Source organism: Janthinobacterium sp. GW823-FHT01H08, from assembly GCF_058797855.1.
In genome coordinates this window covers 1,323,590-1,341,768 of the sequence record NZ_CM179504.1, presented here as the reverse complement: position 1 = coordinate 1,341,768, position 18,179 = coordinate 1,323,590, and the positions used below count along the sequence as shown (strand labels likewise).

Genomic DNA, 18,179 nt, shown 5'->3' with positions numbered 1-18,179 from the left:
ATGACATCTTTACTGTGGCCAAATCGCCTGCAGCACGGCGGCCAGGCGATAGCCCGCCTCGGTCAGCTGCTGCTTCGCCAGCGCAGAACTCGGTACCGGATAATTGTCCGGCACCGTCAAGCTCCAGACGTTGTAGACCTCGCCCTTGCGGCTGGTCTGCTGCGTGGCGGGACCGGCCACCACATCCGTGAAAGCAATCTTGGACGCCGCCAGCGCGGCATCGGCCCACTGATAGGGCCAGGTGGCGGGGTCGCCGCTGTTGGCGCTCACTACGGGCGCGGTGGCGATCACGGTGCGCGCGAACTGCTGCGGCGTGCGCGTGCTCAAACGGCGCATGGCGTAATCGACCACGGTCGTATCCCAGTAGGAATGCAGGGGCCTGGTGGGCGACTTCGGATAACTGCTGGCAGGCTTGGCATCGCCCGCTTCCGCCGGCAGCGGCGCGGGGATCACGGCGTCCGACAGCGCCGTCATCTTCGCATCGTCGAGCAGCAAGTCGTTGCCGCCGCGCGCATTGAAAACGGCGACGTCGTCGATCTGCGCCTGCGTGGCGGGCACGAAGAACTGGCCATCCTTGCCGAGAAATGCATTGCCTACATGTAGCGGCTGGTGGATATCGCCCACCAGGTGCGTGATCAGGATCAAGGCTTCGCGCTGGCTGAAGCCGTGCGGATTGCTGGCCGCATCGGCCTTGCCCTGCAACACCAGGATCGCCCACTTGAGCGTCTGCACGATATCGTCATCGGCCGTGCCCACGCCATGGTCGTGGTAATGCGCATGTTGAAAAGGCACGTTCGTGTAGTGATATTCGCCATGCTTGGGATTCGCCGCCACATAGCTCAACATCTCCGGCGATTGCGGGCCGCAATACGTGCCCTTCACGCAGTCGGGCCAGTTGGCGATCTTTTCAAGGCTTTCGCCGGGCAACAGCAACCTGGCCACCTGCGCCTGGGCCACGCTGCCCTTGAGCAATTGATCGGCGATGGCACCCACGGCGCGGTGGCCGTCATTGCCCCAGGCCAGCACATTGCTGGAAGCGAATGCGGCGCCCAGCGCCAGCACGCAGAATAGTTTCTTCATGCTTATTCCTTTGCTTGCGGCGTGGCTTTCGCCGGCTTCGGATACCGCTTGTTGATGTCGATCGGTTGCGCATACGCCGAGCTCCACGTCTGCTCATGCAGCGCGGCAATGCGCTGCGCCATGGCATCGTTACGCAGCACCACTTCCAGGTTGCGCGACAAATCGAAATAGCCGCCCGCCCAGTTGCTCGTGCCGACCCAGGCCAGCTTGCCATCGATGCTCATGGTCTTGCTGTGGATCACGCGCGCAAACGGGATGAAACCCGTCGAGGCCGTGGGAATCGTCACGATGCGGATTTCCACGTTCGGCACCAGGGCCAGGCTTTTCAGGTAGGCGATGGCCGGCGCTTCCGTATTCCAGGCGGACACCATCAGCTTGATTTTGACGCCACGCTGGGCGGCGGCGCGCACGGCGTTGTCGATCACGGCGTAGTACGGCCGCGTGCGGTTCGGGCCATACGACAGCGGCGCATAGTCGAGCAACTGGATGCGCACTTCGTTTTTCGCTTCCGCCAGCAGGGCGGGCAAGCCCGTTTCCGAGTCGCCCACGCCGGCCGGGTTGTAGGCGTTCGGGCTGGCCAGCAGGAAAGCGTTTTGCGCGTAATTGGCCGGCACGACCTTGCTGTTGAGCACCGTGGCGCGGCTGCCTTGCGACGTCAGCGCCTGGGCTTGCCAATCCTGTTCAAAAATCGCCTGCACCTGGCCCACCATGGCGGGTTCCGTGATCTTCAAGCCCGTTTCATGGATGTGCTCGAACGAGCGCCAGTCGAAGTTCTGGCTGCCGATGTACGCGACTTCACCATCGACGGCCAGGTATTTCGCGTGCACGATGCCGTTGCCCGTGATTTTATTGAAATCGATGAGGCGCAAGTCCAGGTTGGGAATCGCCTTGATGCGGGCGATGGTCGCCGCTTCCGACAGGCCCACGCCCTTCTGGTCCAGCAGGAAGCGGATCTTCACGCCGCGCTGGCCGGCGGCCGTCAAACTGGCCAGCACCTTTTCAAAGGCCGTGCCCGGTTTGCTGACGGCATAGAACTGGGCGATGACGATCTCTTTCTTGGCCGAATCGAACAGCTCGCTCCACACGGCGACGGGCTCGCGAAGGTCGGGATTGGTCAAGCTCGTTTCCACGGGCGAGGTGTGCACCAGCTCAAAGCCGGGTATCGTGAAATCGGCGTGGGCCGTGCCCGCGAACAGGGTAGTGACGAGCAGGGAAACAGATAAATGACGCATGGTTATTCCTTGTAGATTATTTGACGCGCACGATGCGGCCCGCCGCCGTGGCACTGCCGGCCGGTTTGCCGGCGCGCGCGCGGGCGATCAGGTAATCGCTGAAGGCGTCGATGTCGCGCACGCCCGTGTCGAGCCGGCGCGTGCCGGCCGCCAGCACGGTGAAGCGGTCGCCGCCGCCAGCGAGGAAACTGTTGGCGGCGACACGGTATTGTTGATTGTCTTCCAGAGGAATGCCATTGAGCATGATGCTGCCCGGCAGCACGCGCTGGCCCTGGGGCCGCGTGCTGTCCCAGCGATAACTGAAACCTTCGGACACTTGCAGCAGATTGTTCTCCTCCGCTTCGGCGCCCGGCCATTGCTGCTCGAGCAAGGTACGGATTTGCGCGCCGGACAGACTGACGACGATCAGGGTATTGCCGAACGGGACAACTGCCTGGTTCTGACCCACATTCGTCATCAGGCCGGCACCCGCTTCCAGGTCCTTGCGGATGCCGCCATTGTTCATCAAGCCGATTTGCGCGTCGGCAGCGCGTGCGCCGAACAGGGTGCTGTCGGCCACCAGGTCGCCCAGCGCGGAAGCGCCGCTGCCCTTGGTGCTGCGGCCGACGTTCGGCACGGCGATGGCGGCCACGGGGCGCGACAATTCGGCCGCGCTGCGCTGCTTGACCGATTCCAGGTAGGCTGCCACTGCCGGGGCCGGCTCATACATGCCTGGCAGCATGACGACGTTTTGCGCGCTGGCATCGATCAAGGCATTCTTGACGGGATCGACCTTGAGCTTGATGCGCGTCAGCATGTGTCCGCCCATCTGTGCCTGCGTCACCAGCCGGCCATCGACGCGGCACAGATAGCCCTGGTGCGAATGGCCGCTGATGACCAGCTGGATGGCCGGGTCGAGGCGCTTGACCACGTCGACCACTTCGCCCTTCAGGTGGCTGCAGTCGGGCTGGTCGACGGCTTCCTTCGTCTCGCCGCCCTGGTGCAGCAGCACGACGAACACGCCCACGCCCTGCGCGCGCAACTGCGGCAAGGTGGCGTTGATGGCGTCCGCTTCATCGCCGAACTGCAGGCCGGCAATGCCGGCGGCCGTCACCACGGACGGCGTATCTTTCAGCACGGCGCCGATCAGGCCCACCTTGACGCCATGCGCCTCTTCGATGCGGTAGGCGGGCAGCAGGGACTTGCCCGTCTGCGTGTCGATGACATTGGCCGCCATATAGGTATAGCTGGCGCCCTTGAAGTCGGGCGTGAACTTGCAGGCCTTGTCGGCACGCGATGACTCGCAACCGCCGCGCTGCTGGCGCAGCAATTCCGCCTTGCCCTGGTCAAATTCATGGTTGCCGACGGAGCTGGCTTTCATGCCCAGCATGTTCATGGCGACGATGCTCGGTTCGTCCGCCCACAGCGCCGACATGGCGGGGCTGGCGCCGATCAGGTCGCCATTGCCGACAAAAATCAGCTGCGCATCTTCGCGGCGCCACGCTGTCAATGCGCCGGACAAGGTATCGATGCCGCCCGCCTGCACCGTCTTGCTCCCGGCATCGGCGGCGCTCGTGTAGGTGAATTTGCTGCGGTCGAGGTTGCCGTGGAAGTCGTTCAGGGCGACCAGGTTGATATCGATGGGCGTCGCGCTAGGCGCGGGAGGCGTGGCACAGGCGGCCAGCAGCACAGTCAGGGCCGCCGCGGCGGCCAGTGGTGTCGGATGATGTTTCATGGTCCCCACATGGTTATCAGTATTCAAAAAAGCCGTCTCATCCGGGGGGACGCCGTGCGCCGCAAGCCCATCAGAGTATTACCAGAAAGCACAACATAAACGAAAAAACGGCCGGTGTCGCCACCAGCCGTTCGGAACGTCAATCAAGCGTCGAGATTAGAACTCGTACTTGACCGTCGCCTGGATCGCCCATTGGGACTCACCCTTTTGTTGACGCACGGTGTAGTCTTCTACCTTGTCACGCACTTGATAGATGTAGCGACCTTGAGCATCGAGACCGGCAAAATCAACAAAGTTACGCGTTTGACCGCCAGCCGAGCGGAAAGCCATTTCATTGATACGGCCCCACTTGCGGTTGATCATGTTGCCCACGTTGAAGAAGTCCATCGTGAAAACGCCTTTGTTGCCTTTGAAGAAGCCTGGGACTTCCTGGCTGACACGCATATCGAAGCTGTTGGTCCAAGGCGAGAAGCTGTCGTTACGCTTCACCACGCCGCCTTTCGAACTGCGCAGGTCGCCGTTTGCGTTCACAAATGCCCAAAAACGATCTTCGTTGGCATGGTTGGTTGCCGTATCGCCACGGAATACCACTTCGCCCGAACCTGGTTTCGATGGGATATACATCAAGTCATTGCCGCTGACGCCGTCACCGTTCAAGTCATTGCTGTAGGTCCAGCTGTATGGTTTGCCCTTGCGGCCTTCATAGAACAGGCCGAAGCTGGTCTTGTAGTTGTCGAAGAAGCGTTTCTGGAAGTTCAACACAGCATTGAAGCGGTCTTTCACCAGGTAGCCGGAATTGGCGGCGACGTTTTCATTCGGATTGAAGATCGAACGGGCGTTGAAGTTCGATGTCGATACCGACGAGGTCAGCGGCGACACTTCCGTTGCATCCGTATAGGTGTAGGCAACCGACCAGCCAAAGCCCTTGGTCATCGGCTGGCTGACCGACAGCGTCACCAGATTACCCGCGCCCTTGTCCGTTTTCTGCGCAACCATGACGTTGTTGAACGCAGGGTTCTTGAGTGCCTTGGCGAAGGAACCCGCGCAACCCGCATTGGTCGACGACAAGCCACCGGTGGAAGTCCAGCAGTTCGTATTGTAGGCAGTGTTCGAATAGTACAACGCACGGCCATCGGTACCGGTACGCGTCGCCGCGCCCAGGTTCAGATGCTCATAGTAAATGGCATCCTTGTTTTGCGTGCGCAGGTATTCCGCGCCGAAAACCAGGCCCATCCATGGCAACTCATGTTCGAATGCCAGGTTGCCCTTCCAGATCGATGGCTGGCGCAGGTTAGGCGACAGGAAGTCGACGTTGGCTGCAGGGGCGGCATCAGGGAAGTTCGTCGGCTGGGTGTTCGGATCAGGATTGAACAAGCCACCTACCGATGGGCAAGCCTTGAAGCCGCTGGTGCCGCAACCGACGATACGGGTTGCCACGCCAGGATTGGCGAACGGGTTCGACATCCAGACCGTGGCTGCCGCGCCCTGGAACAGGCCGACGCCGCCGCGCAACTGGGTAGGACGGGCGCTGTCAAACTTGTAGTTGAAGCCCACACGTGGCTGCCACAGTGTCTGACCATCGATGGTTTGCGTATTGTTCAGGCCAAAACCACCGCTTTGTGCCTTGCCCGTCTGCGCGTTGGCAGCCACCATAGGTGCAGCCGCAGCAGCGTTATACAGCGGACGGTCGCTGATGCCGGCCTTGTCGACACGCACGCCATACTGCACGGTCAACTGTTTGTTGACGGTCCATACGTCCTGAGCGAAGAAGCCATAGTTTTTCAGGCTGAAATCAGCAATGGCGTTTTCCAGCGAGCCACCTGGCAACGGTACTTGCACCTGGTAAGAGCTCGGGCGTCCGGTACGGAAATTTTCCAGTACGGCTTGTTCCTGAAGAGCGGCCGAGCTGTTGCAGTTGAAAGTAGTGCTGCCGTCAGGGTTCGGTTTGACAAACGAGTATCCGACATTATTGATACAGCCGAAGGTGTAGTTGCCGTTGATGTTCTGCAGGAACGCATTGTAGACATCGTTCTTGCTGAAGTCGGTGCCGAACTTGACTTCATGATCGCCCAAGGCCCAGTTGGCGCCCAGGTAGGCATCCTTGGTCTTGGTGCGCAAGACGTTGAACTGGTACGACTGGTCGGTACCAAAGTTCAGGTAGCGGTCTTTGGTCGACACGCCTGCAGGCGATCCTGCCGGCACATCACCCGTAAACTTGAGGGACATGGTTGGCAGGGTGGAATTGTTCTTCGGCAGACTTTCATAGTCGCGCGACGATACTTTGAATTCCGTCGAGAAATTTGGCGTCCAGTCGGCAAACCACTGGCCGACGATGGTTTCGATCGACTTTTCCTGCGAGCGCCAGGCCGAGTTTAAGGCGATGCCGCTATCCGATACACCGGTAAACATCGGCTCGGATTGATCGGTTTTGGAGTAGCGAACCATCGCGCGATGGTTGTCGTTGATGTTCCAGTCCAGTTTCAGCAAGACATCATCTACCGTCAACTTCGTGCCTGCGGGGACGGCCGTGGTACCGACTGGCAAGTTGTACTTATCCTTGGCAATCGTCTGTAAAGCGGCAATAGCGGACTCGGTAATACCGACGTTCGTCATCGCGCTGCCAATGGGACCAAAGTTTGGCGCAGTGCGAGTGCTTTCCAGCTTTTCCTTGTTGGCAAAGAAGAACAGCTTGTCCTTGATCAGCGGGCCGCCGACGGAAACACCCTTGGTCGTTTCGCGGAACGGCGCAGGTGCGTAATAGCTGTCTTTGACGTTGTCGTAACGGTCACCGGCCATGCTGTCATTACGGAACACATAATAGACGCTGCCCTTGACATCATTGGTACCGGACTTGGTCACGGCATTGATGTTGGCGCCCGTATAGCCTTTTTGCGTCACGTCGTAGTTGGCGACGTTCACTTGCACCGACTGGATCGCATCGATCGAGATCGGCTGCTTGGCCGTCGGGCTGCCGTTCGATTCCAGGCCGAACGTATCGTTCACGGCCACGCCATCGATGGTCATCGAGTTGTAGCGCGAGTTTTGACCGGCAACGGACAATTCGCCGCGCTCTTTGTCCGTTTGAGAAACACGCGGATCGGAACGGGCGTAATCTTGCAGATTGCGCTGGATCGACGCCTGCATGGCCAATTCGTTCGCGCCAATGTTGGTGCCCGCACCCATGTTGCTGCGGTTAAAAATCTGTGCGCGTGCGCCCGTGCCCGTGACGTTCACGGTTTGCATCTGGGCGCCCAGGGTCGCGTCCACATTGGCTGTTTCCGCCAGCTGCACGTACACGCCTTCGCGTTTTTCCACTTCACCATTCTTGGTGATGGTGATGGTGTATGGACCGCCGGCGCGCAAGCCGCGGGCGACGTAGCGGCCTTCCGCATCGGTCGTCACATTGCTGACGGAACCCGATTCGGTATGCACGATGGTAACGGTGGCACCAGCTGCCGGCTTGCCGTCGGTGGCCGAGATACGGCCGCCGATGGAAGACGTAGTGTTCTGTGCGAACGATGGTGCCGCCGCCAGTGCAATAGACAGGCTGAACGCGATTTGCGTTAGCCGAAGTCGCTTGTGATTGATCATCTTTAACCCCAGAAAAGACTATTATTTTTGAACATCCTGGATTGCCCACCGTCCGGCTGCGCCGCACAGCAACACAAACACAAGATCTCCTCTTTACGATGCTGCAACTGTTACGCCGGCGGGACTGGCTGCGGTCCTGACAAGACCATCACAAAACGCCGCTCCACACATCACAACTATTTATATCCAGACAATAACGGTGGAAAAAACTGCTACCGATCCGTATGACCCAGGGCGCTAGCACCTGTGTCATTCATCCCACATGCTTAGCCGGCCAACATGGCAAGCCGCGAGTGTAATTGTTAAATATTTCAAGACTGTGACACGGCGGCAAAATGCAGAAGAATGTCGTGATTTAGCTGCGCGACTGTTTGCTTCACTCTGCATCTCACCTTTATTTACTGCAAATACCCATCTTCTTACGATATCGCCCAGATGAATTGTGACTTTTTAATATCATCTTCATCTCACTATGCATCATCAAAAAATGGATGACAAATACGATTTTTTTTACATATTTATATATTTAAAATATAAATAGCATGGGGTAACTAGCTGGATTGATATCGTGCTGACAGCGTTCGGGCTTATGGCGCGAGATTATAAATGAGCAATATGTACTTGAAATTGATTCATCCAGGAAATTGGATAAAGTCGTGTATCTGCTGTTAATTGTGTCGCATGGCCGCCACAACATTAACAAAAACACATCACAAGAAAGGGAGGGGAGAAATGGAAAACGGCCGGAAGATCCGGCCGCCCTGAGAGTATCAGTTGGGAAAGTCGCGTAACTTACGGTTTGCCGCTCTTGCCTGCCTTGTCGGCCGCGGCAATTTGCGCTTCAAACCGGGTGAAACGGGCATCGAGCGCTTTCAGCAAACGCTGCTTGTCCGCTTCCGCCAGGAAGGAATAGCGCAGGCTGTTATACGACAGCTTTTTGATTTCCGCATAATCGGTCTTGTACTGGCTGGCAAACAGCACGTATTCATTCGACAAGGTGTTGCGCGACACGCCCGCGTCATCGGTGGAGATGACGAAGGGCACGCCATACTTGCGGTACAGGGTGACCGGATGCGCCTGGCCCTTGATGCCAAGGATGTAATCGTTGCTGGTCAGGTTCACTTCCACGGGGATACCCCGCTCGCGCATCTTTTGCATGGTCGCCAGCGCATTGTGCTCGTAGGCGATATCCATGCCGTGGCCGATACGGTCGGCGCCCGCCACATCGACGGCTTCGGCGATATGGAAAGCCATGCCTTCCGGCGGCACCATGCCCAGCGCCAGCTCGCCCGCGTGCAGGGCGATCTTGACGTTCGGATATTTTGTCTTGAGGAACTTGAACATTTCCATGTGCAAGCTGTAATCGCGCATGGACACGTTCACGCTTTCCTGGCCCACGATGTTCACGCCCACCAGCAGCGGATTGAGGCTGGCCGCCTTGAACGCGGCCACCATGGACGAGAACACTTGCGATGGCGACAGGAAACGCAGCACATACGCCTGGTAGCGCATGGTGAAGTGCGCATCGTCGATGCCGGCGCTGCTGGCGTTCACATTGTCGTTATAGGCGGTGATGCTTTTCTGGAAGCTGGCGTCCTGGTCCAGGCTGGCGGTCCACTTGGCCAGCAGCGCTTGCAACGCGGCCGGCGGCAAGCCCGGCGCCAGCACTTGCTGGTCGAACTGCGCGTTTTGCACGAAGGGCGACAGCTCGAAAATCGTCTCGATGTAGCTGAGGTTTTCCGCGATGGCACGCTGCTTCAGCGTTTTCAGGCCATCGGCCGTATTCGTCGATGCCACGGGACCGAAGTAGCCGAAGGTGTCAAAAAAGGTACGGTCCGGCGGCGTCTGGATGGCGCCGTGGTTATAGAAATCCTTGGTCGACCAGCGCTGCAGCAATTCCGCATACAGGCCCGCATCGGCAAACACTTCCGTGGACGACAGGCAGCTGCGCTGTGCGGCCGGCTTGGCGCGCTCGGCCGCCACGACGTCCTTGTTGCTTTCGATACGGTAGGTTGTCTTGTTGACGCAATAGTTTTCCTTGTCGACCCAGTCGAGAAATTGCTCGGCATAAATGGCGCCCGAGTAATGGTGATGCAAATCACCGCCCTTGGGCATCATGGAAAAGAACAGGCTCAACTCGGCTGTCTTCGGCTGTGCACCGGACACCAGGGTAGCAAAATGGCGCGCCGTGGCCGCTTCGTTGGAAGACGGAGTGGCCACGGCCTTGGCGGCTTGCGCCGTTCCGGTCAATGCCAGCGCGGCGCCAAGCGCCAGGCCAGTGAGTTTCTTGTGCATTCGCGTTCTCGCTGAGGATAATTCGTGTTGAACAACGGGTAGGTCAGCCCTGCCCCCGCACATGCACGCATTGCCCGCCTGAATAAGTGGCGGCCACGGCGCGGTCGTCACCCAGCAGCGCGAAGGCAAACAGCAATTCCTCCAGGCTTTGACAGCCAGCCGTGCGGCGCTCGAGCAGCGGCGTCGCTTGCTTGTCGAGCACGATGAAGTCCGCTTCCGTGCCTGCCGTGAAATTGCCCAGGGTGCCTTCCAGCTGCATGGCGCGCGCGGCGCCCAGGGTCGCCAGGTAAAACATGCGCAAGGCAGGCAGATAGCTGCCTTTCAAGCGTGCTACTTTATAGGCTTCGTTCATGGTTTGCAACATCGAGAACGAGGTGCCGCCGCCCACATCGGTCGCCAGCGACAGCAGCACTTTCGCCGCATCGGCCCGCTCAAAGTCGAACAGGCCGCTACCGAGGAACAGGTTGGATGTAGGACAAATGGCGGCCGCCGAGGACGTTTCCGCCATGCGCGCGCGGTCGCGCTCATCGAGCCAGATGCAGTGGCCGAACATGGCGCGCGGGCGCAGCATGCCGTAGTGGTCATATACATCGAGGTAGCTGCGCGCCTGCGGATGCAGTTCGCGCACCCAGCGGCATTCATCCTCGTTCTCCGACACGTGGGTCTGCAGATAGGTATCCGGATAGGCGCGCGCCAGCTCGCCCGCCAGGTGCATCTGTTCATTTGTCGATGTCGGCACGAAGCGGGGCGTGATCGCATACAGCGAGCGGCCGTGTTTGTGCCAGCGGCGTATCAATTCCTCGCTTTCACGCGCGCCGGACTCGGCCGTGTCGCGCAGGAACTCGGGGCAGTTGCGGTCCATCATGACCTTGCCCGCCACCATGCGCAAGCCGCGCGCCTCGCTGGCGCCAAAGAAGGCATCGACCGATTGCGGATGCACGCTGCCATACACCATGGCCGTCGTGGTGCCGCAGCGCAGCAGTTCATCGAGAAAGAACTCGGCGACATCGCGCCCATGCTCGGGATTCTCAAACGCGCGCTCGGTAGGGAAGGTGTACGTTTCCAGCCATGGCAGCAAACCCGGCGCGGGCGAGGCAATCATTTCCGTCTGCGGGAAATGCAGATGGGTATCAATGAAACCCGGCACGATCAGCTTGCCCCGGTAATCGACGATCTCGGTGCCAAGCGGCAAAGTGGCTTGCAGCTGCGCGTAATCGCCGGCCGCGACGATCTTGCCGTCGGCCACGATCAGCAAGCCATCCGCATGCCAGGCGTGCGCAACCTCATTAAAAGCGGGATCGGCGTGGAAGTGCAGCAAGCTGGCTCGGTAGGCTTGCAATGTGGCAGGAACAATCGGCATGACTTCTTTCTATAACGGATGAATGGCGGCGCGTGTCCGGCGGCGCGGTGGCGCGCTGGCAGAAGCCAGCCGCAGCGGTGCGGCCAGGGCGGCCGCGGCCGCTTCCTCCCACACCGTCAGTAATTGACAGGCAACGGAGGAGGCGATCACGGCCGGCGCCTTGTTGCGGATGCCGGGCATGCCGATCGGACACACCATGGCCGCAATGCGCTCGTCCGGCACGCCGCGCGCCTGCAGCCGGTGCTCGAACTGCTTGCGCTTGGTGTGCGAACCGATCAGCCCGAACCAGCCCGCATCCTCGCGCTCCATGATGGCTTGCGTCAAGCGTTGATCGAGCGCATGGCTATGCGTCATGACGAGAAAACTACCGCCCGGCGGCGCCATGGCAACGAATTCCTCGGGCGTGTCGGTGGCGGCGATGCGCACGTTAGCTGGCAACCCCGCCGGCAATGCTGCGAGAAACATGTCTTCGCGTTCATCGACCCAGGTGATATTACAGGGCAAGTGGGCCAGCGCGCGCACGATGGCGGCGCCCACGTGGCCGGCGCCAAACAAGGTCAGATGCGCGCGCGGCGCCAGGCAGGGATCGACCAGCCAGCGCCGCCCTTCACTCCCCTGCGCGACATGGGTTGCGCGCTCGCGCGAAAACGTATCGGGCGCCTGGCCTGGCGTGCCGGCAATCAAGCTGCCGTCAGCATCGAACAGCGCAGAGGCGGGTTCGCCATCGAGCGCCGTCAAACGCCAGCTGTCCTGCTGGCGGCGTTCGCGCAAGGCTGCCAGCAATTCTTTCAGGCCGGCATCGACATATTCAAATGCCAGGTGGACGACGCCGCCGCAGCATTGGCCCAGGCTGGGGCCCAGCGCAAAACGCTCGAGCCGCGCATGCGTGTCTCCTGTCGCCAGCATGGTCTTGGCAATTTCGACGGCACGCAATTCCAGGTGACCGCCGCCGATGGTGTCGACCTCGCCATCGAGGGTGACGCGCATCTTCGCGCCCGCCTCGCGCGGCCCGGAACCTTCGACCAGGACAACCGTCACCAGCACGGATGCCTGCGTGTCGTTGTCCATCACTGTCAGCCAGTCGCTCATCTTCTGCTCCTAGGCGCCGACATGCGCCGCTTGGACGGCCATGACCGCCTTGAGGATTTCCTCGCTGGTGGCCGGTGCATTCAGCGGTGGCTGCACGGCGTGGTGACCCACGCTGGAAATGGCGTCGCGGATGGCAAAGAACACGGAAAACGGCAACAATAACGGCGGCTCGCCCACGGCCTTGGAACGGTGGATGCTGTCTTCCACATTGCGGTTCTGGAACAGTTTCACACGAAAATCTTCCGGGCAATCGGAAATGCCGGGAATTTTATAGGTCGATGGCGCGTGCGTCATCAGCTTGCCCGCCGCATTCCACCACAACTGCTCCGTCGTCAGCCAGCCCATGCCCTGGATAAATGCGCCTTCCACTTGCCCCAGATCAATCGCGGGATTGAGCGACTGGCCCGCATCGTACAAGGCATCGGCGCGCAGCAGTTTCCACTCGCCCGTCAGGGTATCGACCACCACTTCGGCCACGGCCGCGCCATAGGCATAGTAGGAAAACGGATGGCCCGTCATCGTTTTCGCATCCCACGACAGCCCGGGCGTGGCATAAAAACCATCGGACCACAATTGCACTCTAGCCAGATATGCCTTCTGCACCAGCTCGGCAAACGGTACGACGTGACCATGGACGTGGATATGGTTGTCGAAGAAGCGCACAGTGCCAGCATCGCCACCGTACAGTTTGACCGCGTAATCGGCCAGGCGTTCACGGATCTGGCGCGCCGCATCCTGCGCCGCCTTGCCATTCAGGTCGGCGCCGGTGGATGCCGCCGTGGCCGACGTGTTCGCCACCTTGCTGGTGTCGGTGGCCGTGGCGCGCACGCATTCGAGGTCCAGTCCCAGCTCGTGCGCCACCACCTGCATCACCTTGGTATTGATTCCCTGCCCCATTTCCGTGCCGCCATGATTGACCAGCACGGAGCCATCCACATACACGTGCACGAGGGCGCCGGCCTGGTTCAAATGCGTGACGTTGAAGGCGATACCGAATTTCAAGGGCGTGAATGCCAGCCCCTTCTTCAAGACCGGGCTGGCTTCGTTGAACGCATCGATGGCGCGGCGGCGCGCGCGGTAGTCGCTGCTCTCTTCCAGTTCCGCGACGAGCTCATGGATGACATTGTCGACGATTTTTTGCCCGTACGGCGTGACGTTGCGCCCTTCCGCATCGTTGCGGCCATAGAAATTGAGCAGGCGGATATCGAGCGCATCGCGTTGCAAATGGCGGGCGATTTCATCGATCACATACTCGATGGCGATGGCGCCCTGCGGCCCGCCAAAGCCCCGGAAAGCCGTGTTCGACTGGGTATTCGTCTTGCCGCAGGCGGCGCGGATGTCCACGTCGGACAAATAATAGGTGTTGTCGAAGTGGCAGACGGCGCGCGTGGCGACGGGACCGGACAAGTCCGCCGAATACCCTGCGCGCGTGGTCATGTCGACCTTGGCGGCCAGGATCCGGCCATCGTCGTCGTAACCGACTTCGTATTCATAGTAAAAACAGTGGCGCTTGCCCGTCACCAGCATGTCATCGTCGCGGTCGGCACGCAATTTGACGGGACGTTTCAGTTTCGCCGCCGCAATCGATGCGGCCGCCGCCCACAGGGCCGATTGCGATTCCTTGCCGCCGAAACCGCCGCCCATGCGCCGGCATTCGACGGTGATGTTGTGCGAATGTACACCCAGCGCATGCGCCACCACGTGCTGCATCTCGCTCGGATGCTGGGTCGAACACAGCACCAGCATGCCCTGCGCCTCCTTCGGAATGGCGTAGGAAATCTGTCCTTCCAGGTAAAACTGTTCCTGGCCGCCCACATACAGCTGGCCCTTGACCACATGCGGCGCCTTCTCGAACGCGGCCTGGTAGTTGCCGCGTGTCAGCTGCATGGGCGGCAGCACATACGATTGCGCGGCCTTGGCCGCCTGCGGCGTCATGATCGCGGGCAACTCGTCATAGGACACTTGCGCCAGGCGGGCGGCGCGGCGCGCATGGTCATGCGTATCGGCCACCACGATGAAGATGGGCTGGCCCACGTATTGCACCAGATCAGCAGCCAGGATGGGATCGTCATGGATGATGGGACCGCAATCGTTGGTGCCGGGAATGTCCTGCGCCGTGTAGACGGCGACAACACCGGCAGCGGCGCGCACGGCAGATAAATCCATGGCCGTGATGCGCGCGTGCGGCTTTTGCGACAGGCCCAGCGCCGCGTGCAAGGTGCCTTGCAATTCGGCGATATCGTCCGTGTAGGTGGCTTGCCCCAGCACATGCAGTTGCGCCGATTCATGGGGGCTGGGCTTGCCCACGGCGCTCCAGGCGGCCGCTTGCAGTTCGGGCGTGGCAGGATGGTTCATGCTGGTCCTTTCAGGCGCGGCAAGCGTAGGCGTTGAGGGACGTCGGTGGCAATGGCGCACCGGGACGGGTTTCCAGCCAGAAGCGGCGCAACAGGTTTTGCGCCGTCGTCATGCGGTAGGTGTTCGACGCGCGCATGTCGGACAGGGGCGCGTAATCGTCGGCCAGCAAGCGCATGGCCATAGTCAGATTTTCCTCACTCCATGTCTGTCCGCGCAGAAACGCTTCCGTTTGCGCAGCACGCTGCGGCGTGGCCGCCATGCCGCCAAAGGCGATGCGCGCATCGACGATGCGCTCGCCATCGAGTTCAAACGCGAACGCGGCGCACACGGCCGAGATATCCTGGTCAAAGCGCTTGGCCAGTTTATACGTGCGGAAATGCACCTCGGCGCGGGGCAAGGGCACGCGCACGGCTTCGACGAATTCGCCGGGCTGCAAGTCTTTCTTCTGATAACCCAAATAGAACTTTTCAAGCGGCATGATCCGCTGTCCGGCAGGACCGCGCAGCACGATATCGCTGCCCAGCGCAATCAGCCACGGCATCGAGTCGCCGATGGGCGAACCATTCGCCACATTGCCGCCCAGGGTACCCGCGTTGCGGATCGGCAAAGAAGCAAAACGCTGCCACAGTTCCGACAATTCGTCCGGATAATGCCGGCACAGCGCCGCATACGCATCGTTCAGGCTGGCGCCAGCGCCGATGTGCAGCTTGCCGTCAACAATGCCGATGGTTTTCAGCGCAGCCACGTTGCCCAGATAAATGATGTCGCCCAGGTCGCGCAGTTGCTTAGTCACCCACAGGCCAATATCGGTGGAGCCGGCCAGCAGGCAGGCCTGCGGTTTTTCCGCGCGCAGCGCCACCAGTTCCTCAATGGTACGCGGCGCGTGGAAGTGCTGGCCGCCATGTTCATACGTGCTCACGCTAGCGCGCTGCAGCGCTTGCAATTGCTGCGCCAGGGCATCCCGATCAAACGTGACATGCGGCAATTCACCCATGCGCCTGGCCGCGTCGATGATGGGCCGGTAACCGGTGCAGCGGCACAGATTGCCCGACAGCGTATCGTCGATTTCGCAGCGCGTGGGCGTGGCGCCGTTTTTCTCCAGATACATGCCCCACAAGGACATGACGAAACCGGGCGTACAAAAACCGCACTGGGAGCCGTGGCACTCGACCATCGCCTGCTGCACCGGATGCAGGGCGCCATCGGGCTGCTGCAAGTCTTCCACGGAAAACAGGGCTTTGCCATCGAGCGTCGGCGTGAGCTGAATGCAGGCGTTGACGGCCTTCATCTCGACCTGGCCGTCAACCAGGCTGCCGATGACGACGGTGCAGGCGCCGCAATCGCCTTCCGCGCAGCCCTCCTTGGTGCCCGTGCAATGCAAGTCCTCGCGCAGGTGCTGCAACACAGTCTGCGTAGGGGCGGCGTTGCGTACTTCCTGTACGGCACCACGGTAGTAAAAGCGGATCGGTTCTGACATGCTGGCCTCGGTATAGTCCCAGTATAGGAGATTAACACCGGCATATGGGACAACTATATGCAAAGACTGATTTTACTTATCATCCAATATCAATACTTATCAGGCATTCTCAGGCAATGCAGGGATGCGTCGCATGCCAGTGTTCGGCGATATCGATGCGGCGCGTGATCCACACCTGTTCATGGCGCTGCACATAGTCGAGAAAGCGCGCCAATGCCGCGGCCCTGCCCGGCCGCCCCACCAGGCGGCAATGCAGGCCGACGGACAGCATTTTCGGCTGGTTCAAGCCGTTCGGATCGCCTTCCGCATACAGCACGTCGAAGGCATCCTTCAGGTAATCGAAAAACTGCGTGCCCGAATTAAAGCCCTGCATGGCGGCAAAGCGCATGTCGTTCGTGTCCAGGGTGTAGGGCACGATCAGCTGCGGCTGCATGGCCGGCATGCCGGCCGCATCCGTGTACGCCACTTTTTCCCAGAATGGCAAGTCATCGCCGTAATAATCGGCGTCGTAGCGGAAGCCGCCATGCTCGACCACCAGTTTGCGCGTATTGGGCGAATCGCGCCCCGTGTACCAGCCTTGCGGGGCGGAACCCGTCAATTCGCGGATGATCTGCACGGCTTCGTGCATGTGTGCGCGCTCCGTCGCTTCATCCATGTTTTGATAGGAAATCCAGCGCAAGCCATGACAGGCAATTTCATGGCCCAGTTCCTGGAAGGCAGCCACCGCCTCCGGATTGCGCTTCAGGGCCATCGAGACGCCAAACACGGTCAACGGCAGGCGCCGCTCCTCGAACATGCGCAGCAAGCGCCATAATCCGGCGCGCGAACCGTATTCATAAATCGACTCCATGCTCAGGTGGCGCGCGGGAAAAGCCGCCGCTCCGATCATTTCCGACAAAAACGTTTCCGAGGCGGCATCGCCATGCAGCACGCTGTTTTCCGCCCCTTCCTCGTAATTGAGGACGAATTGCAGGGCGATGCGGGCTTTTCCCGGCCATTGAGGGTGAGGTGGCGTGCGGCCATAGCCGATCAAATCGCGCGGATAATTTTCATAAGTACTCATGCGGTGGCTCGCCTATAGGAGACAATGTTGGTTATATGCCCAATCATATAGCCAGCCGCTGATGCAGGTATATGATTTGCAAGATAAGCACATTCACTCACCCTATATACAGGATAGCAAATGGGAAAACTCAGCACGCATGTACTCGATATCGCCCACGGCAGGCCGGGAGCCGGCGTCAAGGTGGCCCTGTTTTCAGTCGCGCCGGAAGGCAAAGTGTTGTTGAAGATGGATATGACCAATAGCGACGGCCGTTGCAGCTCGCCCTTGCTGGAAGGCGACAGCATGAAGGCGGGCCAGTATGAGCTGGTGTTCAATGCCGGCGACTATTTCGCCGCCCAGGGCGTGGAATTGCCTTCACCCCGCTTCATCGATCTGGTGACCCTGTCCTTCGGCATTGCGCATACGGATGAGAACTACCACGTGCCGCTGGTGGTATCGCCGTGGTCATACTCGACCTATCGCGGTAGCTGATCCCACCATACAACAATGTTGTCGGATTACGCGCTGCGCGCTAATCCGACCTACCTGGTTTGGTCGATGTCGGCCGATGTCCGTCGGCGCAGGCCGGCGTAGGTCGGCGTATGTCGGCGTAGGTCGGCTTAGCGCAGCGTAAGCCGACAGCCACCGGCACAAAAGCACAGACGAAAAAAAACCCGCCAATTGCTTGACGGGTTTTTCTCTTACTGCGAATAACAAGCCTGACGATAACCTACTTTCACACTGGTTGCAGCACTATCATCGGCGCAAAGTTGTTTCACGGTCCTGTTCGGGATGGGAAGGGGTGGGACCAACTTGCTATGGTCATCAGGCATAACTTGTACTGACGCTTGTCTCCTGTAGGACGACAAGGCCATGAATCTGGAAGAAGCAAAGATCGGGGTAATGAATTGGTGTATCAACACACACGCAACGTTGTACCG

General features: G+C 60.1%; 11 protein-coding genes and 1 rRNA gene. 1 reads left to right on the top strand and 11 read right to left on the bottom strand.

Annotated elements, in window-relative coordinates; all coding sequences use genetic code 11:
• Positions 1 to 9: 9 nt before the first annotated feature.
• The 10 genes from AC3RCG_RS06025 to puuE form a co-directional block, all read right to left on the bottom strand.
• Positions 10 to 1,080, bottom strand: a complete 1,071-nt coding sequence (locus tag AC3RCG_RS06025) for a S1/P1 nuclease (protein ID WP_492404592.1) — start codon at positions 1,078 to 1,080, stop codon at positions 10 to 12.
• Positions 1,081 to 1,082: 2 nt separating this feature from the next.
• Complete coding sequence (locus AC3RCG_RS06020; protein ID WP_492404594.1) at positions 1,083 to 2,312, bottom strand: phospholipase D-like domain-containing protein; 1,230 nt, start codon at positions 2,310 to 2,312, stop codon at positions 1,083 to 1,085.
• A 16-nt stretch (positions 2,313 to 2,328) separates the two neighbouring features.
• Positions 2,329 to 4,026, bottom strand: a complete 1,698-nt coding sequence (locus AC3RCG_RS06015) for a bifunctional metallophosphatase/5'-nucleotidase (protein WP_492404596.1) — start codon at positions 4,024 to 4,026, stop codon at positions 2,329 to 2,331.
• 156 nt (positions 4,027 to 4,182) lie between these two features.
• Complete coding sequence (locus AC3RCG_RS06010; RefSeq protein ID WP_492404598.1) at positions 4,183 to 7,617, bottom strand: TonB-dependent receptor; 3,435 nt, start codon at positions 7,615 to 7,617, stop codon at positions 4,183 to 4,185.
• 792 nt (positions 7,618 to 8,409) lie between these two features.
• Positions 8,410 to 9,912, bottom strand: coding sequence for an adenosine deaminase family protein (locus tag AC3RCG_RS06005; protein WP_492404600.1), 1,503 nt, complete (start codon positions 9,910 to 9,912; stop codon positions 8,410 to 8,412).
• 43 nt (positions 9,913 to 9,955) lie between these two features.
• Entirely contained in the window at positions 9,956 to 11,272 is a 1,317-nt protein-coding gene (gene guaD, locus AC3RCG_RS06000; RefSeq protein WP_492404602.1) for a guanine deaminase, read from the bottom strand.
• 9 nt (positions 11,273 to 11,281) lie between these two features.
• A complete protein-coding gene (gene xdhC, locus AC3RCG_RS05995; RefSeq protein ID WP_492404604.1) occupies positions 11,282 to 12,361 on the bottom strand; it encodes a xanthine dehydrogenase accessory protein XdhC in 1,080 nt (359 codons plus the stop codon).
• Between the two features lie 9 nt (positions 12,362 to 12,370).
• Complete coding sequence (gene xdhB, locus AC3RCG_RS05990) at positions 12,371 to 14,716, bottom strand: xanthine dehydrogenase molybdopterin binding subunit (RefSeq protein ID WP_409027192.1); 2,346 nt, start codon at positions 14,714 to 14,716, stop codon at positions 12,371 to 12,373.
• Positions 14,717 to 14,726: 10 nt separating this feature from the next.
• Positions 14,727 to 16,193, bottom strand: coding sequence for a xanthine dehydrogenase small subunit (gene xdhA, locus AC3RCG_RS05985; protein WP_409027193.1), 1,467 nt, complete (start codon positions 16,191 to 16,193; stop codon positions 14,727 to 14,729).
• Positions 16,194 to 16,302: 109 nt separating this feature from the next.
• Entirely contained in the window at positions 16,303 to 17,256 is a 954-nt protein-coding gene (gene puuE / locus AC3RCG_RS05980) for an allantoinase PuuE (RefSeq protein WP_409027194.1), read from the bottom strand.
• Positions 17,257 to 17,376: 120 nt separating this feature from the next.
• Between puuE and uraH the strand changes: the two genes are divergently transcribed.
• On the top strand, positions 17,377 to 17,730 hold the full coding sequence (uraH, locus tag AC3RCG_RS05975; RefSeq protein WP_034785620.1) for a hydroxyisourate hydrolase: 354 nt from the start codon (positions 17,377 to 17,379) through the stop codon (positions 17,728 to 17,730).
• A gap of 225 nt (positions 17,731 to 17,955) precedes the next feature.
• Here the strand turns inward: uraH and rrf are convergent.
• Positions 17,956 to 18,068, bottom strand: a 5S ribosomal RNA gene (gene rrf, locus AC3RCG_RS05970).
• Between the last annotated feature and the right edge of the window lie 111 nt (positions 18,069 to 18,179).

Coding starts and splice junctions, on each gene's coding strand:
- AC3RCG_RS06025 (WP_492404592.1), bottom strand. CDS start 1,080: ATGAAGAAACTATTCTGCGTGCTGGCGCTGGGCGCCGCATTCGCTTCC.
- AC3RCG_RS06020 (WP_492404594.1), bottom strand. CDS start 2,312: ATGCGTCATTTATCTGTTTCCCTGCTCGTCACTACCCTGTTCGCGGGC.
- AC3RCG_RS06015 (WP_492404596.1), bottom strand. CDS start 4,026: ATGAAACATCATCCGACACCACTGGCCGCCGCGGCGGCCCTGACTGTG.
- AC3RCG_RS06010 (WP_492404598.1), bottom strand. CDS start 7,617: ATGATCAATCACAAGCGACTTCGGCTAACGCAAATCGCGTTCAGCCTG.
- AC3RCG_RS06005 (WP_492404600.1), bottom strand. CDS start 9,912: ATGCACAAGAAACTCACTGGCCTGGCGCTTGGCGCCGCGCTGGCATTG.
- guaD (WP_492404602.1), bottom strand. CDS start 11,272: ATGCCGATTGTTCCTGCCACATTGCAAGCCTACCGAGCCAGCTTGCTG.
- xdhC (WP_492404604.1), bottom strand. CDS start 12,361: ATGAGCGACTGGCTGACAGTGATGGACAACGACACGCAGGCATCCGTG.
- xdhB (WP_409027192.1), bottom strand. CDS start 14,716: ATGAACCATCCTGCCACGCCCGAACTGCAAGCGGCCGCCTGGAGCGCC.
- xdhA (WP_409027193.1), bottom strand. CDS start 16,193: ATGTCAGAACCGATCCGCTTTTACTACCGTGGTGCCGTACAGGAAGTA.
- puuE (WP_409027194.1), bottom strand. CDS start 17,256: ATGAGTACTTATGAAAATTATCCGCGCGATTTGATCGGCTATGGCCGC.
- uraH (WP_034785620.1), top strand. CDS start 17,377: ATGGGAAAACTCAGCACGCATGTACTCGATATCGCCCACGGCAGGCCG.